This is a genomic window from Bradyrhizobium sp. RDI18, from assembly GCF_043203335.1.
GTDB classification, from domain to species: Bacteria; Pseudomonadota; Alphaproteobacteria; order Rhizobiales; family Xanthobacteraceae; genus Bradyrhizobium; species Bradyrhizobium retamae.
The window spans coordinates 6,840,545-6,864,965 of the sequence record NZ_JBICRN010000008.1; the positions used below are offsets into that span (position 1 = coordinate 6,840,545).

The following is a 24,421-nucleotide window of genomic DNA, read 5'->3' on the forward strand; positions in this document are numbered from 1 at the left end:
GATTGTGTTGCAAAACTCGGCAGGTCTCGATTGCAGAGCTTAGCGAAGAGTTTTTAGCCGGCCCTTTGTTTGCGCCCTTCCTTGTGTCGGCTGCGGTGCCTATTCGCTGGTATCTATACAAGACAAGCGGCTCCGAGAGGTAGCGGGGCGCGGCAGAGAAGTTTGGCCAGCCGCCTTAGGTTCTGTGCCGTTGCGGTGAGTAGCACTTCGTCTCTGGCACCACCCAAGCCCCGCAGCCGAAGTCGGTCGAGCCTAAGAATCCGTTTCATATGCGCAAATCGCATCTCGACCTTCTTCCGCTCGCGGCGAGACTGCTGAAAGGCTTCTGTATTGGCCAATGCACGGACGCGATCGCGCACATCCTCGTTGAGGTCGCGGGTGATTTTGCGCACGACCGCCGTCGTGCATTTCGGCTTCAGTGAACACTGCGAGCAATCGCTCTTACTGGCCCTGTAGTAAACGATATGGCCTTGATCGATATTGCCTGTGCTGGTCAGTTCCGCACCGCCTGGGCAAACATAGATGTTGCGCTCCGGATCGAAGGCGAAGTCGGCGCGGCTAAAGGTGCCATCGGCGCGTGCCGACTTGTCCCACACAGGTACGTGCGGGGTGATGTTGCGATCCACTAGCCACTTGAGCAGTCGTACTGCGCCATAAGCCGTGTCGCCCGCGAGCCTGCGGGGCCGCAGATCGAAGCGGCGCTCAACACGATCCACCATAGCCTGCGTGACAGCAATCTCCACGGCGCGGTTCGCGCGAGTGCCTGCCGCATCAAGGATAATCCCGACCTTGTTGTCGATCAGGTAGTTCGCGTCATAGGCAAAGAACGGATCCAGGCCGGGTCTCGCAACCCATGCCGCTTGCGGATCGGTAAGCGAGACCTCTTTGGGTGGCTTGCGTCGATCGCCGCCTTCGCTCGCCCCGTCACCGACTCCACCACGATCCTCATCGCCGCCGGCATCGAGGGCTGCAAGGTACTCGCGAACCGCATGGGAAGCTTCCTCTGCCTTCGGCCATGCAAACGGCTGATCGCCGGGGATCCGCTTCTTCCTGTCCACGTCCGCCTTGATCAGGCTCGCATCGATCGAGAATGCTTCGCCCCCAACCAGCCCGGCCGCGATGCTCATCGCCACCACACCCTCGAATACCCGGCGCAAGGTATCGCTTTCTCGGAAGCGTTCGCGCCGCGCACGGCAGAATACAGAGTGATCGGGAATCTTGTCTTCGATGCCGAGCTTGCAGAACCAGCGATAGGCAAGGTTCACCTGAACCTCGGCGCAAATCCGTCGTTCGGAGCGGATTGCAAACACATAGCCGACGAGGAGCATCCGGATCATCAGCACCGGGTCAATCGACGGCCGTCCCGTGTGCGAGTAAAAAGGCGCCAACTCCTTGTGCACCCAACTCAGATCGAGCAAACCGTCGATCTGCCGGACTAGATGATCGGGTGGAACCACCTCGTCGAGATCAAACGAATAGAAAAACTGTCCCTGCCCAGTTTCCCGCCGCCCCATCATGCGCTGCTCCCGCTGATGCCCTCTCCACCAACGGAATCACGGATCGTGAGTCGTCTCAACGAGAGTTTTGCAACACAATCCCCCTAGAAACGGACATCTTCAGGGCCGGTCGCCATGTCTCAAAGGTGCCAACAGGCGACATGGAAAGAAAAAAGCCTCCTATCGAGGAGACCGTAGTTAGGCGGTTGTATTCCGGCTATTTTGGCCCAATCGACCCTAACGGGCTCAATTTGGGCTGACGGATCAGAAGCTAAAACATCCTCGGGACTGCGAGTCTTTCGAGCAGACCAAAACAACCGGACATAGGTGAATCGGGCATGGGAATCTCTCTTCCCCGTCTCAGCCTACGGATGCGCCGGCGTTTGCCCGGCTTATTCCAAGCGCCAGAATGCGATGCAAGAGGCCCGGGTAATCAAGTCCGTCATGCCGGGCCGCTGTAGCGAACTCTTGGCTCTTCGCGACTTCGGGATTGGGATTCGCTTCAATGAAATACAGGGTACCGTCGACAGAGAGGCGAAAGTCGATGCGCGCGTATCCATCGAGCCCCAGCGTTCGGTAGATGCGTTTCGCTGTTCGCTGAATGCGGGCGAGTACCTCCGGCGCAAGGTTCTTGGCCGGCCCATCTACAATTCCCACGCGCTCCTGATAACCGGGATCGTGTTTGACCTTCTCGGTGGCTATGGCCTGGCCGCCCATGGTGCCGAATTTCAATTCCCAAACCGGCAGCACTCGCAACCGATTGTTGCCGAGCACGCCGACATAAAGCTCACGCCCCTCGATATATTGCTCGGCGATCGCGGCGGTTCCGATCCGCTCGTGGACGAAGGCGACGCGCTCTGCGAGCTTCTCGTCCGTATCGACGACGGATGCCTGCGAGATACCCCGGGATCCATCCTCGTTCAGGCTCTTGACGATCAACGGCAGCGCAAGACGCGCTGGGCGTTTGACCTTTCGGCGCATCGGGAATACGGCGAAGGCCGGCACCGCGATCCGGCGATGGTGCACCAATGTCTTGGACAGATCCTTACCGCGCGCCAAGATCAGACCACGCGGGTTACACCCAGTATACGGGATCTGCATCAGTTCGAGATAGCTTGCGACGTGCTGGTCATACGTGGGCTCGTTGTGAAACTGCTCCAGCAACGTGAACACCACGTGCGGCTTGAAACTTTCGATCTCCTCGCGCACCGGCTTGATTTCCTCCTGCGCACCGAGCGGGCGAACATCATGGCCGGCCGCACGCAAGGTGCTCACGACGTCGTATTCTGTTTTCCATTCGTTGATTTGCCGTGCCGTGTATCCGTCGGTGGAGTCCGGGGGCACGAAGTCCGGATGCATGAGCACCAGAACGCGCAGGCGTCTCATAGCGCGATCCACTTTCGCCGCGAAGGACCGAACAGCGCGTGCATGGTCTTGGCGGTCAACAGGACGGTGAAGTCAGTAACAAGCTTTCGATCGGAGCCGACAGCGCGCAGATTGAGCTCTCGGCAGCGGGAGATCATGTCGTCAAGTACAGCATCAAGCGTGAGTTGGTTCTCGCCTGTCCACCGCGCGACGAGCTGCCTGAAGTGGGCGCGGTGCCGCCTGATGAATGCAGAAGCCGGCTGCCCCCGGCGATGCCGTGGATCGGCGGAAAAGAGCCGGGAGAGGTCGCGGTCGTAAGTCTTCGGCGGCCTAAAGGCGTAGAACGCCTGCTTCTTTTTATAGTGGTCGCCGAGTGTCTGGCTGAGTTCATGCAGCGGATCGACACGCTCCCGCGTCGTGACTAGCGGCCGCTTCCCGGCGATTTCCTCCATCAGTTCGTCGACATATTCGAGCTTCTTCAGCGCTGGCCAGCCGGCATAGCGCGTCCGCCAGTTTGAACGCGGCCGCAGCCACACCGCGAAGGTTTCAGCGAAATCCTCGTCCGGATGGCTCTGTGCGTACCAGAGCCGAAGATGCTGGACATATTGCCGGCTGGCCGGATTGGGCCGGTAGTAGCGTGGGTAGTGTTTTGAGGACCGGCCGAACAGCTGCTGCCAGCGCCGGCGGCGCTGCAGCTGATAGCCGTGCTGGATGGCATGGCCTGCCTCATGGCGGAGGATGGCCATGCATTCGGACCACGTGCCACCCTCGACGTCGAGCATCATTTTCTTCTCGAGCTTCATCAGGCGGGGATGGGTGAGATAGAATGGGATGGCAATGCCGGGCACATCTGCCGGACTAAACCATTCGCTCGATATCCATGTATGTGGCCGCAGCCGGATGCCCCGGTCTTCGAGCTCTTCATAAAGAGTGCTGACACAATCCTCGAGCCAAGTGCCTTCGACAGCAACCCTCAGACTACTGAGGCGTTGCTCGAGCAACTGCTCATCCGACAGCTTTTCCCAAGCATATTTCCGGCGGGGCATAGGCATCTAGAAGGCATAACAACTGGGTACTCAGATGGTGTCATAGGATGCTGCTGACAACAACCGCCGAGTCTCCGCGGCGCGCCGTCGTTCAGCGACCCACAACGGCTTTGGGTCATTCGCGTCGGTTTGGCCGGGGCACAGCGACTTCCGGTCTACCTCGGTGAACGGACCTTTTCAGGATAGGCGGGCATGTCTCAAGGTGCCATAAACGGAAGTCGGGCCTAAGTGGTTCAAGTCTGATACAATTCGTTGAGAAATCCCTTAGCCTCTTGGGCTTGAAATGACCGTTGAACAGGCCTGTCAGACAGAACGCTCATGTTCGGTGACGACCTTATATTTTGGCCCGTCGTTGCCCTTCTCGCTGCGTGCAATCTCTATTTGGGGCCACGTATCAGAAACGATCAGATAGCTATGCAGTGGGGATCGACGGCCAGCCAACGTGGCACGCGTCGAAGGCCATCGGGCTTTGGGGCATAGTTGCGTTCGCCCTTGCAGTTCGATTTCTCATTTGGGGCTCTCAACGTACGCTCCCTCTAAAGTGCATGGCGCCGAAGTGGGCTTGCTGCTTGTCTCCATCATAATTGCCGCGTCGCATGTTCTGGTGGTTAGGAAGGCGATGCAAGCAAGTTAGGCCATCGCTCCATGTGTGCCTTGGGTCGTTCGCGTCGGTTTGCCCGGACCACGGCGACTTTCAGTCTACGCCTTCTCAGGATAGGCGCATGTCTCAAAGCCCGCCAGCATGCGACACTGGAATTGGAAGGAGCCGACGTGATAACCAAAGGCGATCTATCGCACGGCGACGGTGATTGCTATGGCGAGGACGATCAGCCAAGAAAGTGCGCCTATCCATCCGGCCGAATCTGCGTCGCACAGCAATGCGCCGTTGGGCAAGCGTTTGAAGCCCAACCAGTTGAAGCCGACTTCGTGTGAAGAAAGAACGTCAACTTTGACTTTCTGAAAGGTCAAGATTGGAAGCAATAATCGCGCTGTCGTGTACCCTACGACGTCAAGAATGAAATCTAAGAAAATCACCTGCGCCTCCAGCCAATCCGCAACCGCATATCGGGTGACCTCTCATCCCCAGCAAGCGGAACTAGCGCCTGGACTAACACATTGATGGAAGCGCCGCGTCAAAAGCCGGGCAAGTTAAAAAGCCCAAACTCCCAGCGTAAACGTCAGCTTAACGCCATCATTTCTGTTATGGCTCAAAAGCGCCGTTTCGACATTCAACCATCCGGCTGTGGGGCATCGACGCGCCGGAGAGCAGTCAGCTCTGCCGTGGCGAGGACAGCTCTCAAATATCGCCGTGGCGCCCAGGCGGCAAACGACCTCGGCGCTTACATTGCGCGGCGCCCCGTCAACTGTGTCCCGCTCAGCCTCGACCCATATGGCCGCACGGTTGCGACTTGTTCTATCGACGGCGCTGATCTGGGCGAATGGCTCGTACGCAATGGCCTTGCTCTGGATTGGCTTCAATACTCGAAAGGCAGATACGAGAGGGTTCAGCGCGATGCCGAGCGTGCCGGTCGAGGTATCTGGAAGGGCAGCTATGTCGAACCGTGGCTCTATCGCGCCTGCATCCGCGCGAGCGGAAAGCCCCCAACTGTTCGGACGACGCAAGTGCCCATCCTTGATGGAACTGCAACGGGAAGCGTTAATCCACAACGTGCGATGGTCGATTCCCACGGTCGCCCAGGTGGCTCTAGCGTGGTTTGGGCGACTCACGCTAACCCATCAATCTCAACCGCCTCACTGCACAAAAGGAAGAAAATGGTTGCAGCCAACCGTAAACTGCCGGCCTCTGGTTACGCGCTCGAAGTGGACGGCCGGCTCAAAGCCGAATTTGCAACCAGAGACGGCGCAAGGGCAGGTGGAGAAGAGCTCAAAGCGTTTTCCCATGCTTCAGGTCAGGATCTATGACGCGCAGACGAATGCGCGTGAGGAAATCTAGATCCTCTGACTCAAGGCTAAGCGAATTCTTCTGCTTGTGCGCATGCGGCTTCCGCCGCAGCCGGCTGTCGTGAACCGAGCCGCTGACGCGTCTCGGCCGTCCGGCGTCGATCCCTTGCGCCATACGGTGTCGCTCGCCGGGGGTACTCGCGTTAGGGGCCGCCGGCATGCCGGCGCCGCTATCACTGCCCCGAACGCGGGTGCCTTTTGAACCGGTCTCGCGACTGCAGTCGCCTCGGTGCCCGCGGGCATGCCCGCGTCGCTATCACTGCCCCTTCGTCGGCTGCCTTCTCTCGTGCCTCCGCTGCGCTTCGGCCGAAGAGTCTCTCTGTGGGCTAGCACGTAATGCGCGGGACGCTGCCTGCGAGCCGTCAAGAGCAAGAAGAGCCGGATTTTCGTGACGGGTTGGAGGCCGAGAGAGAGTCTCACGGCCGCCCGTCATGGAGAATCCGACATGGCAAGCGCCGTCCAGAAGATCAAACTCAGTCCCTCCCGGGATATTCCTTTCAACAAATTGGTGCTGAGCCAGTCCAACGTCCGGCGCGTCAAGGCGGGCGTTTCGATCGAGCAACTCGCCGAGAGCATCGCGCAGCGTACCCTGTTGCAGGGCCTGAATGTCCGGGCCGTCGTCGATGCAAGGCAGCCAAACCGGCATGTTCGAGGTCCCGGCTGACGGAAGGCGCTACCGCGCGCTGGAACTTCTCGTGAAGCAAAAGCGTATGGCCAAGACGCAGCCCGTTCCCTGCGTTGTGCACCGCGCAGGTCACCGAGAATGTGTGACACACCAACGGGACGTTTTCTTCTGATTCCACAGAGCGCACGACTGATCGGCAGCTACGACAGTCAGGTCGCCTTGGGGCAGTCACGCGTACTCTTGGTTTGGACGCGGCTCATCATGCCTAACGGACGCTCGATCGTGCTCGAGCGCCAGCCGGGCGCCGATGCCGCAGGCTACGCCGGGCTTCAGGATGAGGTCGACAACCACTGGCTCGATCTGTTCAAAGCCGCTACGCTCTCGACATTGCTCGGTGTTGGGGCCGAACTCGGCGCCAGTGGAAACGACAGCGACATCATCCGGGCGATGCGGCGCGGTGCAGGGGATACTCTCAATCAGACGGGTCAGCAGGTAGTCCGTCGCAATCTCAACATCCAGCCAACGCTAACCATCCGTCCGGGATTTCCGATCCGGATGATCGTCAACCGTGATCTTGTACTGGAGCCTTACAGAGGATGAGAAATGCCCAAACTCAAACTCGGTGCTATCGAGAACGATAAACCCGTCAAGGTTACCATGAACTGCCAGCAAGTGTTCACCGTGATATCGTTAGCTATGCTGATATCCTGGCGCCCGAGAGGTCTCTCAATAGGAGGCCCCACTTTACTCAGAGGCTTTGTGATTGCAGCCTTCATGCCGCTCGGTGCATCGCAGCTAGATCAGTATCTCACCCATGGTCGCTATGCCGACGCGGCCATGCCGATGCTGCGATAAATCAGGCTCTCGTTTCGGGTTTGAGGTGTCCGCCGGGGCCATTTTGCCCAAAGAGCAGGGTGCCGATCGCCTGGCGGATCGCGAGGGGTTACCTCCAGCGGGTAACGCAACAAAGGCCATGCGGGCGTTACACCGCATGGCCTTTGCCGGACTGTCCCGGTCCGCGCGAGAATTCCGTCCGATGCTAACTTTGACGTTGCCTCCGCTGGCTGCGCTTTTTATCATTCCCCAGACTTAGCCGACGCCGGCGTTCAATTGCATTTGCGGCTTGCGCCAAGCGGCGTCTCGATAGGTCCTACAAGAGTATTCGTTGAGTGCGCCGACCCAAACTCTATCTCACCCTCGTCGTCACGGCCCCGAGTAGGTTTTGGCTCCTTCAAAATCAGCGGGAGTGCGTCGGCAATTCGTGAGTCGGTCAGGGTTGAACGTTGGCGGCGGCGCCGGGCGACGTCGAGCTTTGCCTTCGAGGTGATGAGAATGCGCGACTGGCTGTTGGTGAGGATGTAGGCGAGTTCGCCCGCGGTCAGGTAGGAGTTCACGCAGGCTCGGCCATGGTGCCCCTGGCTGCTCTTCGCTGGGAATCAGCGTTCCTTCAAGCAGAACGCCCGGGACCTGCTCGGCCGTCGCGACGAGGCGAGCAATCTTGCCGGGGTACGTCCCTTCAAGCTTCAGCGTCAGATCGTTGGCACCAAAGATCGTCGGATGTCCTTCGGTGTGCCGTTTGAGCGTCACGATGGCGGTGAACCGATCGCCGTCTACTGCGCAAATGCCGCTGTAACTCATGATGCTTTCGCGACCCCAGATTTTGCCGTCAGCGACATGGGCAATGCCGGTGCCTTGGCCCACCGGGGTCTTGAACCACGCCGCATAAGTACCGCCTTCAGCATGGGCAATCGCTTTGGTACGCGGTAGTTGCGCGTGAAGCGCCATCCATCAGCCGGATCGGGGCCGCAACGGCGCATGCAAGGCGCAACACCGTTTCGCAGCGAGGGCATCTGAAGCATTTAACCTCGTACGGCCCTTCGAGTTCGACTCCGATCAAGAACCGTTCGATCTTGCAGATCGTGCACTCTTCAGCGGCCATGCCCAAGCCCCTCGTTCCGGAGTTGTTGGTCATCAGAAACTTGGCCATCAATCCGAGCCCTGAAGGCTAATTGAGGCTTAACTCGTCTAGGCGTAGGAGTACGGGCCGCACTCAACAATCTAAACGTGACGCTAAGGTAGCGATGTGCCGACGTTGAGAAGATGGCAGCGGCATCATACCGAAGCCACTCTGCAGACGTAGTCCTAGGCTCCAACTGGTTCATTTCTCCTTCGCCTTCGTTGCCGCGAGGCAAAGGCCGGGTCCTAATCGAGCGCTCGATGACCTTCGTTGGTAAGCACGGGCACGTCGTCGCGTGTTTCGACGAGGCCCATTTCAATCAATGTTTTTAGATCATCAGGATTAGCTGGCGTTAATTTTGTCCGCTTGGCTTTGATATCGCGCAGCGCCCAGCGGAAGCGAATGGCCGTGTCTAAATCTATACCGGCTAATGGGGACAGTGGTTGATTTGTTGTCGCGGCTTCGTGTTCGCGCTCAGCCTCAGTAGTAGGTGTAGCCACGGCAGATTCAAGCTTTACCGCGGTATAGTCAGCGGTAGTGTCTTCTGTGGCACTTGGATTGGTTTGTGAAGGTTCGGCCACGGTGGAATCAGCTTGCGAGCGGCTTCTAGACGAGGCCGCGGCTAACATTTCTCCGAATTGGTGAAGTTTGTCCGCTGCGCTCATTTTCCCGTCGCCTTCAACCCAGTCATACTAGCGGGCAGGGGCGTCGCCGCGGCCCGCCGGCTTATCGCTCCGAACCGTCGTTGCTCTGGCTAACGAACTGCAGGTCGTTTGGCGTGTTACTGAGATGAGAGAGCCGGCCGTTGTCTTCATATCTCGCTGCGAGATCAAGAAGCCGCCTTTTGATGAATGGGTCGGCTTTCTCTGCAAGATCGCGTACAGTTTGGGCGCGCTGTTTCTTAAATTCGTCGTCCAACATGATAGGCCCCTGTCGCGAAAAGCCTCGTCTCCCGATAGGACCGAAACCTGCAAGCGTTACCGCGGCTGCAGTCGCAGCTTCTTGGGTTCAAGGGCGCGATCAATTGCCGTCTTCGCCGCTGTGATGGCGTGATCCCGGACGCGCGCCTCGCCGTGCCGGCGCCTCTCCTGAAGCCGGACAGACCATTTCCACTTTCTGTCGATGCCCTGGACCACTAATCTCGAAGCCTCGATACTCCATGCTCTAGCTCCACTCCTCCTGGTGACGCTGGTCCGGCCGCGGCCGGACCTGAGCGCGTAGACAACAAAGCCCGCCGATTCACGCCGGCGGGTTTCTCTTGCGGTGTACTGCCCAGGCGACCTAAGCTGTCGCCCACTGGTTCAAAAGGGAGTGCGGACAGTGGCGACAGGTACGGTAAAGTGGTTCAACGCAACTAAGGGATTTGGGTTTATCCAGCCCGACAGCGGCGGCAAGGATGTTTTCGTGCACATTTCAGCTGTTGAGAAAGCCGGCCTGAGCAGCCTCAATGAGGGTGCCAAGGTGAGCTATGAAGAAATGAGCAACCGGGGCAAAACGTCCGCGGAAAATCTAAGAGTCGGGTGAATTCGAGTCAGCTGGCTCATGGCGATTATCCCCGCGGACCCACGATGTCGGCTAACCATGGGTCACCAGCGGCTGCTACGTGGGTTCTGGATGCAGGGACCACAAACGCAAACCCCTGCCGGTGAAGTCGGCAGGGGTACGCAAACGAGGTGGATGACAAGCGCGCGAGCCCTTAAGGCCCGGTGGCCCATCAAGGACCCTTGCGGCACCATAAAACCGATCACGCCCGACCCTTCAATGATACTGATGTATAGACCGGTCACCGCTTTGCTCGCTTCCAAGCAGCACCCGGGTGCGCCAAAGCCGAAGCTATCTGGTCAGGTGCTCCAACATGGCCTCGCAGGCCTTCTCAGCTTCGGCGAACGTCTTGAAGGGTGATCCGCCCACCCTGATAGTAGGCTGGTTGATATTGATGGGGCGACAAGAAGCTACAAAGCCAGGCTTCCCGTGGAGTCCAGGACCACTGCTACTCTCGTTACTGATGACAAATGAGAAGCCGCGCTCGCTCGCGCTCCATATCTTTAGCTCTCTTGTCGCGGGAACAACGCGGCTGAAGTGCATGGCCATTCAATCCCCAAGCGAGCCAAAACAGCGCCAGAGAATTCCGGCTAGGCCGGCAATCCCGCTGTTATGTCGGAGTAAGCAGACGGCCATTCGGCGGCAATTACCAATCTTTTCCTGAGAGTGCAGGTTCCCAAAGAGACACGCCGCCGGGATCAAAATGGCATGCCCGGCGGCGCTTATTCCTAAACTGGGACACTGAAATCCCCAGCGCTTCATACACTGCAGGTCCCGTGCCACAGGGCTATGACACCGACCACCAGCTGCACGGCCTGTGAAACTGCAATCCTAATAAGTTGTTAATCACGGATTGCTACGCATGGCTTAATCGCGGAAAGCCCCCAAGCCCCCCGCGGGAGTACGGAAATCCGCCGATCTCAACCCGGCGGGTTTCTGCATGGCGCCCAATTTTGCCAAGAATCACACACACGCTGAACAAGCCATTCCGGTGGGTGACCGTGGTGGTCGGCTCGGCGCATGTTGTCCGGAAACCTGTCGTGCGCCGGGCCGCTTTTAAGGCTTACTGTTAGGCTGTGTGTGGGTTCTTGGATGGGGTTGCCGGCATCGTCGCAGAGAGCGTTTCGATGGCCGACTGTTCTTCCGCAAGGCGCTTGGCAATAAACTGTCGTTCGAGATCCGTCAGGCTGGATTCTAGCAGTTGGCGATAGCGCTGAATGTTGCCGTGATGTGTTCGAAGCCGAGCAAGATTCTCGTCAATCATGTTGCCTCCTAACAATAGCTCAAAATTGGTGCTGAAAAGCAGAAATCTCCTGCGCTCGCGCCCCGGGGTCAAGCATGAATCGGGCCACTGGTTTATGTAAGGCACTATAAGAGGGGTGCCTCTTCGCGACAGTCATCGCCATCTCGGTCAGCGGGGCGCGAACTGTACGAGCGCCACCTGCCGGGCAGACGTGCCCAAGCAACGGGTATCTAATCAGGCGGTGGTGCCGGAACATTGCCGTACCGCATCACCTTGCCAGCCCCCGCACCCCGGTTCGCTCAAGCGACCGGGGTGTTGCTGGGCTCTACGTTGTAGGGCTGCCCGTATTGAGCAGAATGGAAACGGCGGTGACGAGCTGAGCGGGCGCGAACGGCTTTTGCAGGAGGATGCTGTTGGGGACTCCTTGCGACGTCCATTCGTCCGCAGCCGCTCCCGTCATGTAGATGACCGGTAAGGCAGGGACTTTTTCCCTGATCTGTCTCGCGACCTCCCAACCGCTCAAGCTGCCCTTCAAGCTAACGTCGGTGACGAGCGCCTTGTAGTTTTTGCGCCCGCTCTTGAACAGGGTCAGGGCTTCTTCCGCTGAGGAGAGAATATCGGTTTCAAAACCGCCTTCGGTGAGCGCATCTTCAACTATGCCCTGCACCGGATATTCGTCCTCAATGACGAGAATTAGAGGCAGCTCGGCCACGATTTTCCCCGGCGCGCTTGAGAACCGTCAATGTATGTATGGGTCGGGGTGCCCTTGGTTCAAAAAAGCGGACATAACTGGGGCGGAGGGCAATCGCGCGCGGTCGGCCTGCGCTCTCAGCGGTGATCTTTTCAGATCAGCCCCAAGACTATGACCGTCCCGATCTCGATCAGAACTACAGTTCCCAGGGCGGCGACGGCAAGAAAAACGTGGGCTGGAGGGTAGTGGGCCAGTTTGACTAAGGCGGGCCGGCAGCCGATTCCATTGACGCTCTCACTATCAAGCAGGATGATTGAGCCCCAAAACCTAGAGAGGGGGTAATTCAATGAAAACATTCAGTGCGGTTGCGGTGAGCGTTTTGATGCTCTGCTCTGTAGCCTACGCGCAACAACAGCCTACTCCCAAGGTAACACCTTTGATGAAGTCTCCTGTTTCTGGGCAGCCGGACAAGGAGTTCGTCTTTCTCAGCATTGAATGGCCAAGTGGAACGGGTACGCCGCCGCACACCCATTTGGGCGATGAATATGGCACGGTGATTGAGGGCTCCTACACTGTAAAGCAAGGCGACAATGAAGCGAAGACGTACAATGCTGGAGAGTCCTGGCATGTACCTGCTGGTGTAGTCCACGAGTCTAAGAATGCAGCACCGATGACAAAGACTATGAACGCCTTCATCGTTGAGAAGGACAAGCCGCTGATCCAGCCATTTAGGAAACCTTAGGCTTCGTTTCGACGCCAGCGGATTTCAGAGGCTGCCTCATTCAACTGGCGCACCACCGGCTGGCGATAAGAACGCATTGTAGCCTCGCAATTTCGCGAAGCCCCGAAACCCAAGAGTAAATTCGCTTGCGTAAGAAATGTTTCGGTCTGAATGCGCGACGCGCGGGGCGGGTCGGCACTGGGCTGCCGTCACCGTATCGGTAACCGACGCTGGCGCGACGTGCCGGGAAGCGCCCTTTGCAAAGGGCGTCCGGCCGTCTCAAACGCCAAACGAGTGCCTGATTTGTCGCAGCATCGACAAGGCCCCGTCGGTATACCGGCCATGGGTGGGATACTGATCCACCTGTGATACACCAAGCTGCACAAGGGCTACAATCACGAAGCCCCTGAGCAACTCGGGTTAATGCATTTCGGAATTCGCCGCCGCTCGTCGCGACCTATCTGCAATGGCAAAAGGCTAACAGCAACCCATAATAAATCCCTTGAATCGCGGCACGAGAAACAGGGCGAGAGGCTGCCAACGAAGGCCGCCCGTACGAGCTAATTGACAGGCCGCCAACTGAAGGCGGCCCTTTACCGACTTTCCAGCTCTTGATCGCCAGGGCCGAAATCTGTGCAGGGTCTTTGATACCGGCCTGCGCGATCTTGATGATCTTCTTCGCGATTATTTCCGTCAGGGGATCGTCGCGATCCTTAACGCAGAGGACCCGTAATGCGCGGTCGTAAGCTTCCATAATACGGCTAACCTCTTTCGGCCCCATCGTGTGGGTTTGTAGATGTAGAAAGATAGCCATTTCTCACCTTCCCAAGCCCGTGCAGGTGACAAAGGACATCAATAGCACGGCGGGGGTCTCGTCCATCCCGCTTTTATGCGCCCCTAGGCCACGCCTGAGGAGTAACAACATCGCCTCTAAGGTGACTCGCCGATAGTCAATTTCAGATGGCACTCAGCGTACATCACATCCGCTGTCGCCGATGTCCGTTCTTGGGAGCGGACGGCGCGGTGGTCAGCGTATGCTGGCCGATGGGCGATGATGCTGCCGGAGCGTCAATGTGGGCGGGTGGCGCCTGCAAAGGCTTGAGCGATAGACATTGATAAGCCGCGTCATTCGTTTGCATTCGATAGTACAGCCGCACGTCACCGCCCATCGGCATACAGCGCGACAGCCGGCAAATGTGACCTGCGTCCGCCATCCAACTCAGCTGATGTTGGACCGTAGAGCGCGCGTACATGTCGAGACGTTTCCAAATTGTGCTTGCCCGCGCTGCATTGGCTTCTCCAACGGGAACGAGGTTCCACAATTTGTTGAAGTCAGCCTCGGTCATTCGCAAAAGACTTTCAAATGGCGACAAGGCAGGCCTTCAGCTGAACGCCAAGGCAAGCAAGCCAGAGCAGAGCAGCAAAAGACCAGCGACAGCCGCGAGAAATGAATTGGAGGCAAAAATTCGTCACGCGTAACATGTTAACGTAGCGAGGGCGCTAGTAACGCCTCAGGCGGTCTTCGCGAAATCGTATCTGCGGAGCTCAGCCACCCTTGCCCGGCAATACTCGCGGTAAAATAAGCTGATTAGCTTCCACGTGATCGCACCCCGTTGTTGATCGAGGCCTTGATATCAGGCCTTCGTTGCGGGACGTCTTCGCCGCCTCCAAAAACGGTTTCGCGTGCATTGCAGCAGTGTTTCGTGGCCGGGCCGGGACGATCCACGCAATTGAGGCCCGACGGTTTGAGGAAATAGGTTGCTCTGCGAGCTTAGCAGGATCCGCAGCTGAATCCGGATAAGCGGCTATCTTAGGTCCGCTTTCGAGACATGAACGGACCAGCGTAAGCGGGCGCTGCCGCCGCTCTTGACTAGCGGACGAGCCTTGGTCGTCCTCTACTACGTGGATTGTGTCGCCAATTTATCTAGTGGAGTAAGAAAACGTTTAGCTGGAGACCTCTTTTTTCCTGACGGATTGGCCGGAAGCATTCAATTGCATCGCGGCAGCGTATCCGGCCTCAGTAAGCCTGCTCAGGGTGGTCTCACCACGATTGGCACATTCAATTATTTTGGCGGCGATGATCCGACGCGCCCGGTGTGCCTCGCCGCCAGTTGGAAGAAGTAAACACCCGCGCTCAAGGGCGACTTCCATATTAGCTAAAGTTCGGGAATCGAAGGTATCAGTAATCATGTGATCCTCCCTTGCGCCCCGTTTTACTTTGGCGATCTAAGGCCGGGAGATTTCAGCCACGGATTTAGGTGCGCAGCCGCGTCTATTTGGTGGACCTTCCGCAACAATTCGTCGCGTTGTTTTCCCGGCCGTAACTTGCTGGCCTGCCCGTTGAACTTGGCTGCTGCTTCCGCAAGCTGATCTTCAAATGAGTGTAGCTTTGAACGATTTCGCTTCATGATGCAGCACATCAGGTACGGTTCGCTAGTATATTGAAATCACCGTCATGAATGCTGTCTGTCTGATATCTTACATAGCGAGACTAAAAAACTCGGCTATGTCAGGTAAATGACGTACCATGCTGACATTATCGGATATCCATTAAGGCACCGATAGCTGAGAGTTCTTCGCGCTCCCGCCTGTCCTCAGGAGCGCGTTATGAAGAATCTTTTACTCAGCCAACTCAGCCAAGACGATTTCAAACGACTTGAGCCCTATCTCAAGATCACACCTTTCAAGCAGCATTCGGTCTTGTTCGAGGCAGAACAGGAGATCAAGCACGTCTACTTCCGGCGGGTGGAGTGGTGTGACGCTCGAGGCAGGGGAGATGGTCGAGGCGGCGATGGTCGGCGCGGAGGGCGTCGTTGGGGCTTCGGCAGCGCTTGACGGACGCATTTCTCTTAGCCGTGGAATTGTCCAGTTGCCCGGCGACATCATCATTTGCAGCATCGAGGGATTGAAGTCGGCTGCATTACAGAGTCCCAAACTGCTGTCCCTGCTTATTCGCCATGAGCAGACCGTGTATTCTCAGGCGCAGCAGTCGGCGGCTTGTTTTGCTACACACACCATATTCAGGCGCGTCTTTGCCGTTGGCTGCTGCGGGCGAGGGATTTGTCGGGCAGCGACACTCTAATTTTCACACACGAATATTTAGCGGAAATGCTCGGCGTTTCAGGCGCACAAGTGTCACGGTCGTCACGCACACCCTACAGTCGGCCGGTCTAATCAAATGCGCCCGGGGGAAAATCCAGATCCTCGACGCGGAAGCACTACAGGACGGCACGTGCGAGTGCTACGGGACGGTGAAGCGCCATTACGACAGGCTATTGGGTCCTGCCAAGTAGAAACTCGGTCTTGTTGGCACGCCGTGAGTTTCGGTTAGCCGACGGCTTCATAGAAACTTTTGGACCGGCAGTCGCAGCTGAGGGTATCTAATGTTTTCGAATGCCGCCTGTTGGCTCATCGCGTCATTTCGCTGTGATGCGGAATTTGGTTGGTATCGGGGCATAACGGACTTTGGCGAGCCGTCCTGGCCGGCAGATTATGGGTTCACGCCTAGTGCTGTCCGGCTCTGGGTCTGGTTTTTGGGCCCTCACCTGGGCGAGGTCGCGCATGTCAATCAGCTCGCCGCAGACAGGACAGTTCCGAGATGCTCGACCTCCGGCCGGTCCGGATCATCCATGTCGACGCCAGTGTAGCGCGGCAACTGCCGAGAGCTTTCGACGTCCGCCTGAAATCCCTCGGGAAGATCCGGCGCGGTGGACTCATCGGATTGATTGCAGACCGGGCAGGGCGCTCCGGCAGCGCCGCAGGTACAGGCGCGCGCGCCTAACCACGGCTGGTCCGGATGCGCCTCGCAGACCCAACGACAGTTGCCGCAGCGCGCACACCACTTCATTGCAGGTCCTCCCGCGGGATGTCATTTATGATTGGCGCTTTTTCGGCTCCAATCCCAGCTCTCGACACGTCTTGATTACCTCATCAACACGGTCTGCTCGGTCGAGAACTTCCGCCGCTTCCTCGACTGAGAGACCATCATTGATTGCCGCTTTGAGGTCCTCGACTTCTGTCTGTGTCCATTCGCCCGGGGCCATCACAAATCCTCCCGCAGCCCCTTGAAGAACGGATGCCTCACCTTGCCCTCGGCTGATTGGGCACGGTACTCGATCTCTGCGAGCAGCTCCGGCTCCACCCAGATGCCCTTGTGAGCGATGCGCTTGGTGTAAGGCTGAGTTTTGCGGATCAGCGGCGCCAGACGTTTGCGGAGATTGGCGGCCGACACCTTGTCGAAGCCGTGGTCGACTTTACCGGCATAGACCAGGTCCTTGCCTTTGCGACGGCCGACATAAATTCCGTCCCACTTGTTGCCTTCGAGCGCGAAGCCGGCGATGGTCAGCGTCTCGCGCTGGGCGCAGGATTTCTTGACCCAGTTATTACCTCGGCCGGAAGTGTAGGCGCTGTCGCGCACTTTCGAGACTACGCCCTCCAGTCCGACCTTGCAGGCGTGGGCGTACATGTCCAGTCCGTCGACCTCGAAGCTCTCGCTGAACTGGATGTCGGTGCTATCGATGATCTTCTTCAGGTGAGCCTTGCGCTCGATTAGCGGCAGCCGCCGCAGATCGTAACGGTTGAGGTAAAGCAGGTCGAACGCGACCAGGATAATCTTGGTCGACTTGCCTCTCAGTTCGTTCTGCAGGACGGAGAAGTCGGTGGTGCCGTTTTCGGAAGGGACCACGACCTCGCCATCGATGATCGCCGTGCCGGCGGCAATGTGCCATGCGTCATCGGCAATCTTGCGAAAGCGTTTGGTCCAATCGTGTCCGCGCCTGGTGAAGACCTTGACCGCGCCATCCCTAAGATGGACCTGCACCCGGTAACCGTCGAACTTGATCTCGTGGACCCAGCGCTCGTCGCCTGGGACCTTCTCAATGGACGCCGCCAGCGCGGGCTCGACGAATCCGAGGAAGGGCGCCTTTACGCCGATCTTGCGCTGAAACGCCACGCCAAATACTCCACACCGCTAAAGTGATTCAAACTGGCCCAGGTCGAATCGTTCCGGCCGGGAAAAACTGGAACCCGGCTCTTCTTGCGGGACGGCGAAGGCAAAGAAGAAGTCGCCCGCGGACGTCGGAAATACGCCAGTGCCTATTCACGCTGCGAGCATATCGCGCTCGTTGCAGGAACGTTTCGTCACTACTGGAGGACGTGACGGCGTTGGTCGGATTGCCCTTCTCCCGTTCAAGCAAACAGCTCTGCGCCGGCGGATGTGAAGGCGACGAAAGTCCCGATTCGTGAAGCGTGAGCCAGCCGCGCTCGACCGCGTAATCGAGACCGGCACGATATTCCGCCGCCGTGCCCTTATCGCCGAACAGGAATGGGCCGTTGATCTTCTCTATGTAGATACGGCCATCCTGGATGGGTTCGAAGGCCTGCGCGTGCTCCATCAGCCGGCGCGCGGCTTTTTCAGGATCGGCAAAAGGTCGGTCGGTAGCTTATTTCATGCGGCGGCTTGTCTTCCTTGTCTGGGCCGCGAGCGACGATCCTGATCGCGTCGTCAGCCTGCGGCCGCTGCAGCGCCTTCGCCTCGTCCCACGGCGCGCGCATCCAGACGTCGCGCTCCTCATCGGTCAACAGGATTACGGGCATGGTCTTGGGATGGATTGGCCCGACGACAGCGTTCGGCGTCGTGGTGAGAAAGCCGTAGACGTTATGCGGACCGGGAATCGGATTTGATTTCGTCCCGCGCTGGCCCTTGAATTCGGTCCAGATCCCAGCGAAGCAGGTCAGCGGCCGATCGTCATTAATGGCGAACCAGACGACGTCCTTTTTCTTGGTCTCGGGTTCGGCTCCGGCGCATATTCAGCGAAGCTGTTGAACGGCACCAGGCACCGGTTTTCGGGCTGCAGCCAGCCGCGCCAGTGCGGCGAGATGGTGTTGCGTATGTTGGTGACCGGCGGGCCGGCGAACTGCGGTGGCGGCGGCATTCCCCAGCGCATCAGGACGAGCTAGCGCTCAGCGCCGGCGTTGCGCACGACTGGCGCCGGATAATCGGGAAAAACGCCTGGCATCGGAGGCAGATTGGCGACATAGCGGTTCATGACGCGGAAGAGCGCGCAGATGGCTTCTTGGTTTGTGGTGATGCTGTAGAGATTGCACATTGTGGAGAGCTGCCGCGATAGATGCTTCCCGCTAGCCTCGATCAGTATGCGAGTCTCTCAGCTTTCGCATGTAATAGCCCTGCCTTTGAAGCGCTGACCTAATCGCATCGCTGACGTTGACAACCCTCTTCTTGCTCTTGCGCCATTTTCCCAGCGTCGCAACAGCCGGAATCGGGCATCCCTTCTTCACAACGAGCAGATCACGTCTGGTGTTCAAATACACATCCATATGCCTATCTCCCAAAAACGACTGAACTTATCGTTTGTGAGCAGAGCGTAGGTTACCGAAACGCAACACCAAGCCATTGTTGTGCGCCTTCCTAATTTACCGCTGGCAGGGAGCGCAGCGAGGAGCGTGACCAAGTTAAAGCGGCAGAGGCTCGGTGCCGGCTAGGTCTTGTGGATTGCTCAGCGGCTTCAGTGACGCTGTAATGGCCTGCCATGAGCACGAAGAAGCGTGAAGTGATCTGGGGCGGCCGGATCATGGGCGCGGATATGCGCGCCCAGACAGCCCGCCTAAACGCTAAGAAGGCCGCCCGTGCCGCTGATCGAGCCGAGGCAGAAGCATGGTCGGTCCGCATGGAAGGCTATGGCGGCCCGGCCCGGCCATCCCCAACGATTCGCCAATGCCTGAACGGCGGATACGGCTGGCTAGAGATCGAATGCTGCTGACACGGGCAAGCCTGCCGCTTGATGCTATCCGCAGGGCGCGTGATACGCCGATCTGGAAGCGAGAACAGTCCTTCCGATGCCGGTCATGCGGCACACGTCGGTACAAGCCGCCGGTTCGGATGATCAGGTTGACCGAGGAGCGGGAGATTGCGCCTTATAAGTGGTACATCCTGATGAAGAACGATAACCCGCGACGCTATCTTAGCGGCACGGGTGCCTAAAGGCGGTCCGCCCCGCATTAGTAATGAGATAGAGATCGCTCACGTTTGCGTTCCATCAATCCAGCCCGCCTCTGCTAGGTTGCCAAGCAATTTGTCTCCAACGGCGATCTCGTTCAGGATCGACACAGCCGCCTTGCATCAGCAGCTGCAGAACTTCTCGCTGGGGTACATAGGATATGGCTTCATCATTCGCGATCTATTGTACGATCGATCTCTCAAGATCAAAACGGGGTCAACTCGTCGACTGACAAAAGGCATCGAGAGCCGGGCAGGGCGTTCGCGTAATGAGCGGTGATGCAACGCTGTTGGCTCTGTCTGCGACCACCCGCAACGGGCAGCTGATCGTCTGTTTGCGCAGTGCGGCGGCGAAGGTGACGCTGGATGGCGTATGATGCGAACTCGGGCGGGCGCGCAACAAGAGTTCATGCGCGCGCTCACTGCGAGGCTACACCCGTAGTCCGCGCGCAGCGTGACCAACAGTAAATCGCTCGACAAATTCGGCCACGCGGTCGCGTCAGGAATCGTGCAGCCGCGTGGCGCGATCTATTTAAAGGATTGTGAAAGTTGCGACAGACCATACCCCAGCCCCGTCGCACTGTTTGTTAAACGCGCCTTGATAGAGACACACCAAGTTTTGCAGCCATGACGCTGGTGGCACCGGGAGTTCGCTTCAACGCCTTTGAGATCTTGGCGACGCCTGACTTTGATTTTGCCATCGTCTTCATTGTCCGAACATCGTCTTTTGTCCACGCGCGGCGAACTACTTTCTTAGCTTTTGCCATTCTTACTCCGATTCATGTTGGGCAGTGCCGGGCTTCTATCATGACTGTCTGCGTTGGCGAGCAAGAACAAACTTCCATTGCGAGAAGTGAATGCGACCTCGCTACGTGAAAAACGGGATATGTGATCTACATTACTGTTATTGGTCGGAGAAAGCGGGCATGTACCTCTCTTTTCGAGGGGACGCCCCAGCGTGGACGAGCGATTTACAGGAATAGAGCGCGCGTCCTCCGGGAACTTGCGACGGAGGCGGACCCATTGATCAAAGGACGCCTGTTGCGTCTTGCGGACAATTGCGACGATATGACCACAACGCAGACAGCGCGCGATTAGGCGTCAAAGAGGCCAGAGCAAAGTGCTCACGTCGATAGTCGCGACGAAAACTAGCAGTTTCTTTCTGCGCTTGGACAACAATCATTGTGTCTTCGCAAGCGCCGCGATAGCCGCGACGGCGGCTTGGTCTTGGTCATCACCCAAAGCGAAGTTTTTCAACACCATCGGGAAAAACAGACATGCCCGGACGACCCGCGATCAGCTTTTCGACCTAAGCACACCATATGCCCGCCGCGGGGATATGCAGACTCCCCAGACGTTGATCGTCCAAGCTCTGCGCAGCACTCGCTTTGTCGAGGAGATTGCGCGTGCACGAACGAAGGCCACCTATCTCGGTTGCGACGTCGAGCTCCGATACGGAGCTTGCGAACATTGTCGTGCCGCCGTCCGGTCAACTCAGCCATCAACCCGTCACCGTCGATTCGACCTTTGTCTATTCCGGCGACCCCGAAAGCGTTCGCGAAGGGTTTTGGCTGGCGCTGAGCTTGATGCAGGCGAGCGGTAACCTGCTCACCCCTGATGCCGCCCAGCCTGTCGGCAATCTCGTCCAGGAGGACAAATAGATGTGCATCCTCAAATGGCTCGCCGCGTCGCTCGTCGCGGTTTCACTCAGTACGGCGGCAAGGTCGCAGGACATCGGCTGGCAGAAGGTCGATGATGTCATGGGCAGAAAAGCGGCGGTGACCAGCGACGTGCACCGCTACGGATTCCCAGCACCGACCTGTCAGTCACGCTCGACTGCGTTGCGATCAAACCGGCGCTGGCGCTGGGCGGCTGGGTTGCGTTCAAGCCGGCGGGTGATGGCAATGGGCGACCTCGTGCTGCTGGAGACCGAGATCAATCCGGTGATGCTCAAACTGATCGAAGGCGGGCTCGAAATCACCGCCGTGCACAATCATGTGCTACGCGCCAGTCCCGCAACCTTCTACATGCATGTCGGCGGTCATGGTGACCCCGTCAAAATTGCGGCGGTCATTCGCGATGCGCTTTCAGCCAGCAAGCCGCCGCTTACCGCGCCTGCGGCCGGCGCGCCGCCGCCGATCGATCTCGATACTGAGCAACTCGACCAGATCATCGGCGTCAAGGGCCAGAACAATGGCGGCGTCTATCAGTTCAACGTACCGCGCGGCGATTCGATCAGCGAAGGCGGCATACAGCTCACGCCGGTCGGTCCGATAGAGTCGCCGAGGCCATCGCCGATCGTGCAGACGCTGCACGAGAATACGAAAACGGATTTGGTCGTCGAAACCGAGCGGGACCGCGGCGTTCGCGTGATGCTAACCTTTGGCCACAAATTGCCGGGTCCGGCACTAGCGCAGATCGCTGGCGTCCCGAAACGCCGGCGAACGGACCCGGCTTGGTCGCTGAACCGAGGCCGCCCTTGCGAACTGTGCAATAGAAAATCGGGCCGTAAGTCACTGTAATTGTTCGATGATTTTTCCGATTTTTCGCTGTGGCGCCCCCGAACCTATGTATTCTGACGCGTCGCACCGACGATGCAGCGTTATTTGGCCGACGGAGCCCGTCCAACAGCACGCGAACCCGGACTTTAGGCGAATCCAACGATCTTGCCGACATTAGAACGAGGTTTCCTGATACGGGATTCCGCGAACTGGTTATGGCTGTCGTTCGAGATCGATTCCGCTAGGAAGAGGTCTGTTCCGCTAGGAACATCTCTTTCTCAGCCTTATTCTATGCTCACAGGAAGAGATGATCATGAGGATCTCTTGCGGTGTCAGCACGCGGACCATTGCAGCGGCCGAAGGAAATCGGTTCACTTCAAGTGTTCGTCCTCGACGTCGATCGCAGGCCAACGCTTGCCTTTGAAGCACTTGACCTTGCAGAGGCGCAGGACATCTGCCGCGACGCCGACCTGCGGACCGATCTTATCGCGCTCACATCGAACGGCGCTCCGATCTGCGCGCCAAATTCAGCCCTGGTCCCCCGACTAGCGGCACAAGAGGAGATCGCGGCGTTCTGGCATGCGGTCGGGCAGGCTCCGGCATCTGATATGCCGACAATGACATTCCTGATCAAGATCGACGGTGTCATGGTCGTAACAGTCAACCCGGAGTAGGCCTGAGATCGTCACCCCCGAAGTTGCCCGAAAGACGCCGATCGAGATCGAGAGTCCTATCTATGCGATAATTACCCCGCGGCCATAAGGAGGAGTTTTATCGAGGCCCCATATAGATGCAGTCCCATTTGTTGCCGTCGAGGGCGAAGCCGGCGAAGGTCAGCGTCTCGCGCTGAGCGCAGGTTTTCTTCACCCAATCCCTGCTACGGCCGGAAGGGTATCGGCTATCACGGACCTTCGAGACGACGCCTTCCAGCCCCACCTTGCACGCAGCTCGAACATCTTTCTGCCGTTGACTTCGAAGCTTTCGCTGAACTGGACGTCGGTCCCGTCGATAGTCTTCTTCAGATGCGCCTTGCGCTCGCAGCAGCAGCTTTCGAAGGTCATAGCCATTGAGACAGAGGAGGTCGAAAGCGACCAAGACGATCTTTGTGGACTTTCCCTTCAGTTCGTTCTGAAGGATTGAAAAATCCGTAGTACCGTTCGCGGCTGGAACGACGATCTCTCCATCAATGATGGCCGAGCCGGCCCTGATGTGCCACGCATCGTCGGCGATGTTCCTGAAACGTTGGAAGAAGTAAACACGCACGCTCAAGGGCCACTTCCATATTAGTTTATAGTTCGGCGATTGAAGGTATCGGTGATCATGATCCTTCCTTCGACGGACCGAGACGCGCCCGAAAACGACGTCGGCTGTGCCCTGGTGAACTGACATCGTTAGCCTGAACGTTCAGGTCCGAAAGTCTTAGTGGTCGCAGGAAGCACGATTGTACTTAGGTGCGCTATCTCTTCGGTTTGGTCTGCTTACCGGCAGAAGCGATTGAGCGGCCCGGGCGAGTGTTCGGATCATCCACCCGAGGTCCCAACACAATAATACATCCTGCGCCAACATGAAGCACTATCGGGGCAGGACGTTGGGTCAGAAAATACCTTCTGAAATTGGGCAAGTTCTTAGTCGCGCATCGATAGGGATATCCCAAGCTTTGCCGCCATAACAGTCGTCGCGCCGGGAGTCCGCTTCAACACCTTTGCGATCTTGGCAACGCCTGACTTTGCTTTTGCCATCGTCTTCATCGTGCGAACATCGTCTTTTGTCCACGCGCGGCGAACTGCTTTCTTAGCTTTTGCCATTCTTTCTCCAAATCGTACGGGGCGGAGCCGGGGTTCTATCATGATCCGACACAGACCGCGCTTCCAAGACACAGTAGGTCAGTTTGACCAAACAACTGCATTTCAAGGTCGAGTATTGATCAGCCCGTCGGGCTTTCAGGGCCGCAAGAGTGAAGAACTCGTACACACGGTTGCATCCGATGCGTGCATGTAGCTGAGGGTCCTCCAACTATCGATGGCGAAGCAATGTACCCGCTAAAGACGGGACAATAGAGATTCTTTCAAATCTGCAAAACGAACTGAAAGGGCGATCCACCAAGATAGTGCTGGTTATCTTTGATTTGCTCTATCGCAAATAGCTCATCGCGGCAATTGGGGTTGAGCCGCAGTTGCTTGCCGAAATTGAACTTCGGGCCAAGTCGGCGGAGGGCGGTTGCGGCATCCGTTCTTCAAAGAGAGGATTTGCATGACTA

At 57.8% G+C, this 24,421-nt stretch carries 30 protein-coding genes and 3 pseudogenes; 14 read left to right on the forward strand and 19 right to left on the reverse strand.

The window, feature by feature from the left end; genetic code table 11:
* Window positions 1-113: 113 nt before the first annotated feature.
* From ACFXS9_RS41990 to ACFXS9_RS42005, 4 genes are all read right to left on the reverse strand, one after another.
* Complete coding sequence (locus ACFXS9_RS41990; protein ID WP_392699391.1) at window positions 114-1,517, reverse strand: IS1182 family transposase; 1,404 nt, start codon at window positions 1,515-1,517, stop codon at window positions 114-116.
* A 339-nt stretch (window positions 1,518-1,856) separates the two neighbouring features.
* Window positions 1,857-2,882 carry an ATP-grasp domain-containing protein gene (locus ACFXS9_RS41995; protein WP_392699393.1) on the reverse strand — a complete coding sequence of 342 codons (1,026 nt, stop codon included), beginning with the start codon at window positions 2,880-2,882 and terminating at the stop codon, window positions 1,857-1,859.
* On the reverse strand, window positions 2,879-3,862 hold the full coding sequence (locus ACFXS9_RS42000) for a putative zinc-binding metallopeptidase (RefSeq protein WP_392699395.1): 984 nt from the start codon (window positions 3,860-3,862) through the stop codon (window positions 2,879-2,881). The genes ACFXS9_RS41995 and ACFXS9_RS42000 overlap by 4 nt, the downstream gene beginning before the upstream one ends.
* Before the next feature lie 834 nt (window positions 3,863-4,696).
* Entirely contained in the window at window positions 4,697-4,942 is a 246-nt protein-coding gene (locus tag ACFXS9_RS42005) for a hypothetical protein (RefSeq protein ID WP_392699397.1), read from the reverse strand.
* 84 nt (window positions 4,943-5,026) lie between these two features.
* Here ACFXS9_RS42005 and ACFXS9_RS42010 point away from each other — a divergent pair, with 84 nt between their 5' ends.
* The 4 genes and pseudogenes from ACFXS9_RS42010 to ACFXS9_RS42025 all read left to right on the forward strand — a co-directional run bounded on the left by ACFXS9_RS42010 (window position 5,027) and on the right by ACFXS9_RS42025 (window position 7,349).
* The gene (locus tag ACFXS9_RS42010; RefSeq protein WP_392700304.1) at window positions 5,027-5,830 is read left to right on the forward strand and encodes a thermonuclease family protein; all 804 of its coding nucleotides are present in this window, start codon (window positions 5,027-5,029) and stop codon (window positions 5,828-5,830) included.
* A 484-nt stretch (window positions 5,831-6,314) separates the two neighbouring features.
* Window positions 6,315-6,633 (forward strand): annotated as a pseudogene (locus ACFXS9_RS42015) (ParB/Srx family N-terminal domain-containing protein); the annotation flags it as partial.
* Window positions 6,608-7,094, forward strand: a pseudogene (locus ACFXS9_RS42020) (TrbI/VirB10 family protein); the annotation flags it as partial. The pseudogenes ACFXS9_RS42015 and ACFXS9_RS42020, both read left to right, overlap by 26 nt.
* 3 nt (window positions 7,095-7,097) lie before the next feature.
* Window positions 7,098-7,349, forward strand: a complete 252-nt coding sequence (locus tag ACFXS9_RS42025; protein ID WP_392699399.1) for a DUF2274 domain-containing protein — start codon at window positions 7,098-7,100, stop codon at window positions 7,347-7,349.
* A 348-nt stretch (window positions 7,350-7,697) separates the two neighbouring features.
* Here ACFXS9_RS42025 and ACFXS9_RS42030 read toward each other — a convergent pair whose 3' ends face one another.
* The 3 genes from ACFXS9_RS42030 to ACFXS9_RS42040 all read right to left on the reverse strand — a co-directional run bounded on the left by ACFXS9_RS42030 (window position 7,698) and on the right by ACFXS9_RS42040 (window position 9,372).
* Entirely contained in the window at window positions 7,698-8,279 is a 582-nt protein-coding gene (locus ACFXS9_RS42030) for a hypothetical protein (RefSeq protein WP_392699401.1), read from the reverse strand.
* Window positions 8,280-8,696: 417 nt separating this feature from the next.
* Window positions 8,697-9,116: a hypothetical protein gene (locus tag ACFXS9_RS42035; protein WP_392699403.1), complete on the reverse strand. Its 420-nt coding sequence runs from the start codon at window positions 9,114-9,116 to the stop codon at window positions 8,697-8,699.
* A gap of 61 nt (window positions 9,117-9,177) precedes the next feature.
* Window positions 9,178-9,372, reverse strand: a complete 195-nt coding sequence (locus tag ACFXS9_RS42040; protein WP_392699405.1) for a hypothetical protein — start codon at window positions 9,370-9,372, stop codon at window positions 9,178-9,180.
* A 399-nt stretch (window positions 9,373-9,771) separates the two neighbouring features.
* Between ACFXS9_RS42040 and ACFXS9_RS42045 the strand changes: the two genes are divergently transcribed.
* Window positions 9,772-9,975 carry a cold-shock protein gene (locus ACFXS9_RS42045; protein WP_213256470.1) on the forward strand — a complete coding sequence of 68 codons (204 nt, stop codon included), beginning with the start codon at window positions 9,772-9,774 and terminating at the stop codon, window positions 9,973-9,975.
* Window positions 9,976-11,062: 1,087 nt separating this feature from the next.
* Here the strand turns inward: ACFXS9_RS42045 and ACFXS9_RS42050 are convergent.
* Together ACFXS9_RS42050 and ACFXS9_RS42055 are read right to left on the reverse strand one after the other, a co-directional pair.
* Complete coding sequence (locus ACFXS9_RS42050) at window positions 11,063-11,257, reverse strand: hypothetical protein (RefSeq protein WP_392699407.1); 195 nt, start codon at window positions 11,255-11,257, stop codon at window positions 11,063-11,065.
* A 304-nt stretch (window positions 11,258-11,561) separates the two neighbouring features.
* Complete coding sequence (locus ACFXS9_RS42055; RefSeq protein ID WP_392699409.1) at window positions 11,562-11,948, reverse strand: response regulator; 387 nt, start codon at window positions 11,946-11,948, stop codon at window positions 11,562-11,564.
* Between the two features lie 325 nt (window positions 11,949-12,273).
* Here ACFXS9_RS42055 and ACFXS9_RS42060 point away from each other — a divergent pair, with 325 nt between their 5' ends.
* Window positions 12,274-12,669, forward strand: a complete 396-nt coding sequence (locus ACFXS9_RS42060) for a cupin domain-containing protein (protein WP_392699411.1) — start codon at window positions 12,274-12,276, stop codon at window positions 12,667-12,669.
* Window positions 12,670-13,105: 436 nt separating this feature from the next.
* On the opposite strand, the gene ACFXS9_RS42065 is transcribed toward ACFXS9_RS42060, so the two are convergent.
* The 3 genes from ACFXS9_RS42065 to ACFXS9_RS42075 all read right to left on the reverse strand — a co-directional run bounded on the left by ACFXS9_RS42065 (window position 13,106) and on the right by ACFXS9_RS42075 (window position 14,838).
* Window positions 13,106-13,462, reverse strand: a complete 357-nt coding sequence (locus ACFXS9_RS42065; RefSeq protein ID WP_392699413.1) for a hypothetical protein — start codon at window positions 13,460-13,462, stop codon at window positions 13,106-13,108.
* Between the two features lie 163 nt (window positions 13,463-13,625).
* On the reverse strand, window positions 13,626-13,994 hold the full coding sequence (locus tag ACFXS9_RS42070) for a hypothetical protein (RefSeq protein ID WP_392699415.1): 369 nt from the start codon (window positions 13,992-13,994) through the stop codon (window positions 13,626-13,628).
* A gap of 598 nt (window positions 13,995-14,592) precedes the next feature.
* Window positions 14,593-14,838, reverse strand: a complete 246-nt coding sequence (locus ACFXS9_RS42075) for a hypothetical protein (protein WP_392699417.1) — start codon at window positions 14,836-14,838, stop codon at window positions 14,593-14,595.
* A 417-nt stretch (window positions 14,839-15,255) separates the two neighbouring features.
* Here ACFXS9_RS42075 and ACFXS9_RS42080 point away from each other — a divergent pair, with 417 nt between their 5' ends.
* The 3 genes from ACFXS9_RS42080 to ACFXS9_RS42090 are packed head-to-tail and all read left to right on the forward strand — an operon-like array spanning window position 15,256 to window position 15,822.
* Window positions 15,256-15,483 carry a hypothetical protein gene (locus ACFXS9_RS42080; protein ID WP_392699419.1) on the forward strand — a complete coding sequence of 76 codons (228 nt, stop codon included), beginning with the start codon at window positions 15,256-15,258 and terminating at the stop codon, window positions 15,481-15,483.
* Window positions 15,404-15,730 carry a hypothetical protein gene (locus ACFXS9_RS42085; protein ID WP_392700372.1) on the forward strand — a complete coding sequence of 109 codons (327 nt, stop codon included), beginning with the start codon at window positions 15,404-15,406 and terminating at the stop codon, window positions 15,728-15,730. Before ACFXS9_RS42080 ends, ACFXS9_RS42085 begins: the two co-directional genes overlap by 80 nt.
* Window positions 15,709-15,822 (forward strand): hypothetical protein, encoded by a 114-nt coding sequence (locus ACFXS9_RS42090; protein WP_392700306.1) that lies wholly within the window; start codon window positions 15,709-15,711, stop codon window positions 15,820-15,822. Before ACFXS9_RS42085 ends, ACFXS9_RS42090 begins: the two co-directional genes overlap by 22 nt.
* 394 nt (window positions 15,823-16,216) lie before the next feature.
* Here the strand turns inward: ACFXS9_RS42090 and ACFXS9_RS42095 are convergent, their stop codons facing one another.
* The 5 genes and pseudogenes from ACFXS9_RS42095 to ACFXS9_RS42115 all read right to left on the reverse strand — a co-directional run bounded on the left by ACFXS9_RS42095 (window position 16,217) and on the right by ACFXS9_RS42115 (window position 18,755).
* Complete coding sequence (locus ACFXS9_RS42095) at window positions 16,217-16,495, reverse strand: hypothetical protein (RefSeq protein WP_392699421.1); 279 nt, start codon at window positions 16,493-16,495, stop codon at window positions 16,217-16,219.
* A 25-nt stretch (window positions 16,496-16,520) separates the two neighbouring features.
* Window positions 16,521-16,691, reverse strand: a complete 171-nt coding sequence (locus tag ACFXS9_RS42100) for a hypothetical protein (protein ID WP_392699423.1) — start codon at window positions 16,689-16,691, stop codon at window positions 16,521-16,523.
* Window positions 16,691-17,599 carry a non-homologous end-joining DNA ligase gene (gene ligD / locus ACFXS9_RS42105; RefSeq protein WP_392699425.1) on the reverse strand — a complete coding sequence of 303 codons (909 nt, stop codon included), beginning with the start codon at window positions 17,597-17,599 and terminating at the stop codon, window positions 16,691-16,693. The genes ACFXS9_RS42100 and ligD overlap by 1 nt, the downstream gene beginning before the upstream one ends.
* Before the next feature lie 28 nt (window positions 17,600-17,627).
* Entirely contained in the window at window positions 17,628-18,041 is a 414-nt protein-coding gene (locus ACFXS9_RS42110; protein WP_392699427.1) for a hypothetical protein, read from the reverse strand.
* A 19-nt stretch (window positions 18,042-18,060) separates the two neighbouring features.
* Window positions 18,061-18,755, reverse strand: a pseudogene (locus ACFXS9_RS42115) (SOS response-associated peptidase).
* 441 nt (window positions 18,756-19,196) lie between these two features.
* On the opposite strand from ACFXS9_RS42115, the gene ACFXS9_RS42120 reads away from it, so the two are divergent.
* From ACFXS9_RS42120 to ACFXS9_RS42140, 5 genes are all read left to right on the forward strand, one after another.
* Window positions 19,197-19,427, forward strand: a complete 231-nt coding sequence (locus ACFXS9_RS42120; RefSeq protein WP_392699429.1) for a hypothetical protein — start codon at window positions 19,197-19,199, stop codon at window positions 19,425-19,427.
* 863 nt (window positions 19,428-20,290) lie between these two features.
* Entirely contained in the window at window positions 20,291-20,539 is a 249-nt protein-coding gene (locus ACFXS9_RS42125) for a hypothetical protein (RefSeq protein WP_392699431.1), read from the forward strand.
* A 530-nt stretch (window positions 20,540-21,069) separates the two neighbouring features.
* The gene (locus ACFXS9_RS42130; RefSeq protein WP_392699433.1) at window positions 21,070-21,324 is read left to right on the forward strand and encodes a hypothetical protein; all 255 of its coding nucleotides are present in this window, start codon (window positions 21,070-21,072) and stop codon (window positions 21,322-21,324) included.
* Window positions 21,325-22,185: a DUF1259 domain-containing protein gene (locus tag ACFXS9_RS42135; RefSeq protein ID WP_392699435.1), complete on the forward strand. Its 861-nt coding sequence runs from the start codon at window positions 21,325-21,327 to the stop codon at window positions 22,183-22,185.
* 326 nt (window positions 22,186-22,511) lie between these two features.
* Window positions 22,512-22,838: a hypothetical protein gene (locus ACFXS9_RS42140; RefSeq protein WP_392699437.1), complete on the forward strand. Its 327-nt coding sequence runs from the start codon at window positions 22,512-22,514 to the stop codon at window positions 22,836-22,838.
* A 97-nt stretch (window positions 22,839-22,935) separates the two neighbouring features.
* Here the strand turns inward: ACFXS9_RS42140 and ACFXS9_RS42145 are convergent, their stop codons facing one another.
* Together ACFXS9_RS42145 and ACFXS9_RS42150 are read right to left on the reverse strand one after the other, a co-directional pair.
* Entirely contained in the window at window positions 22,936-23,427 is a 492-nt protein-coding gene (locus ACFXS9_RS42145; RefSeq protein WP_392700308.1) for a hypothetical protein, read from the reverse strand.
* Between the two features lie 362 nt (window positions 23,428-23,789).
* Window positions 23,790-23,969: a hypothetical protein gene (locus tag ACFXS9_RS42150; RefSeq protein WP_065727470.1), complete on the reverse strand. Its 180-nt coding sequence runs from the start codon at window positions 23,967-23,969 to the stop codon at window positions 23,790-23,792.
* Window positions 23,970-24,421: the final 452 nt, after the last annotated feature.

Bases quoted from the DNA above. Each gene is read 5' to 3' on its own strand.
- ACFXS9_RS42100 (WP_392699423.1), bottom strand. From the start codon at position 16,691: ATGGCCCCGGGCGAATGGACACAGACAGAAGTCGAGGACCTCAAAGCG.
- ACFXS9_RS42050 (WP_392699407.1), bottom strand. From the start codon at position 11,257: ATGATTGACGAGAATCTTGCTCGGCTTCGAACACATCACGGCAACATT.
- ACFXS9_RS42065 (WP_392699413.1), bottom strand. From the start codon at position 13,462: ATGGCTATCTTTCTACATCTACAAACCCACACGATGGGGCCGAAAGAG.
- ACFXS9_RS42035 (WP_392699403.1), bottom strand. From the start codon at position 9,116: ATGAGCGCAGCGGACAAACTTCACCAATTCGGAGAAATGTTAGCCGCG.
- ACFXS9_RS42080 (WP_392699419.1), top strand. From the start codon at position 15,256: ATGAAGAATCTTTTACTCAGCCAACTCAGCCAAGACGATTTCAAACGA.
- ACFXS9_RS41990 (WP_392699391.1), bottom strand. From the start codon at position 1,517: ATGATGGGGCGGCGGGAAACTGGGCAGGGACAGTTTTTCTATTCGTTT.
- ACFXS9_RS42120 (WP_392699429.1), top strand. From the start codon at position 19,197: ATGAGCACGAAGAAGCGTGAAGTGATCTGGGGCGGCCGGATCATGGGC.
- ACFXS9_RS42060 (WP_392699411.1), top strand. From the start codon at position 12,274: ATGAAAACATTCAGTGCGGTTGCGGTGAGCGTTTTGATGCTCTGCTCT.
- ACFXS9_RS42110 (WP_392699427.1), bottom strand. From the start codon at position 18,041: ATGGAGCACGCGCAGGCCTTCGAACCCATCCAGGATGGCCGTATCTAC.
- ACFXS9_RS42040 (WP_392699405.1), bottom strand. From the start codon at position 9,372: ATGTTGGACGACGAATTTAAGAAACAGCGCGCCCAAACTGTACGCGAT.
- ACFXS9_RS42025 (WP_392699399.1), top strand. From the start codon at position 7,098: ATGCCCAAACTCAAACTCGGTGCTATCGAGAACGATAAACCCGTCAAG.
- ACFXS9_RS42070 (WP_392699415.1), bottom strand. From the start codon at position 13,994: ATGACCGAGGCTGACTTCAACAAATTGTGGAACCTCGTTCCCGTTGGA.
- ACFXS9_RS41995 (WP_392699393.1), bottom strand. From the start codon at position 2,882: ATGAGACGCCTGCGCGTTCTGGTGCTCATGCATCCGGACTTCGTGCCC.
- ACFXS9_RS42125 (WP_392699431.1), top strand. From the start codon at position 20,291: ATGACGCTGGTGGCACCGGGAGTTCGCTTCAACGCCTTTGAGATCTTG.
- ACFXS9_RS42030 (WP_392699401.1), bottom strand. From the start codon at position 8,279: ATGGCGCTTCACGCGCAACTACCGCGTACCAAAGCGATTGCCCATGCT.
- ACFXS9_RS42075 (WP_392699417.1), bottom strand. From the start codon at position 14,838: ATGATTACTGATACCTTCGATTCCCGAACTTTAGCTAATATGGAAGTC.
- ACFXS9_RS42010 (WP_392700304.1), top strand. From the start codon at position 5,027: ATGGAAGCGCCGCGTCAAAAGCCGGGCAAGTTAAAAAGCCCAAACTCC.
- ACFXS9_RS42150 (WP_065727470.1), bottom strand. From the start codon at position 23,969: ATGGCAAAAGCTAAGAAAGCAGTTCGCCGCGCGTGGACAAAAGACGAT.
- ACFXS9_RS42135 (WP_392699435.1), top strand. From the start codon at position 21,325: ATGTGCATCCTCAAATGGCTCGCCGCGTCGCTCGTCGCGGTTTCACTC.
- ACFXS9_RS42095 (WP_392699421.1), bottom strand. From the start codon at position 16,495: ATGAAGTGGTGTGCGCGCTGCGGCAACTGTCGTTGGGTCTGCGAGGCG.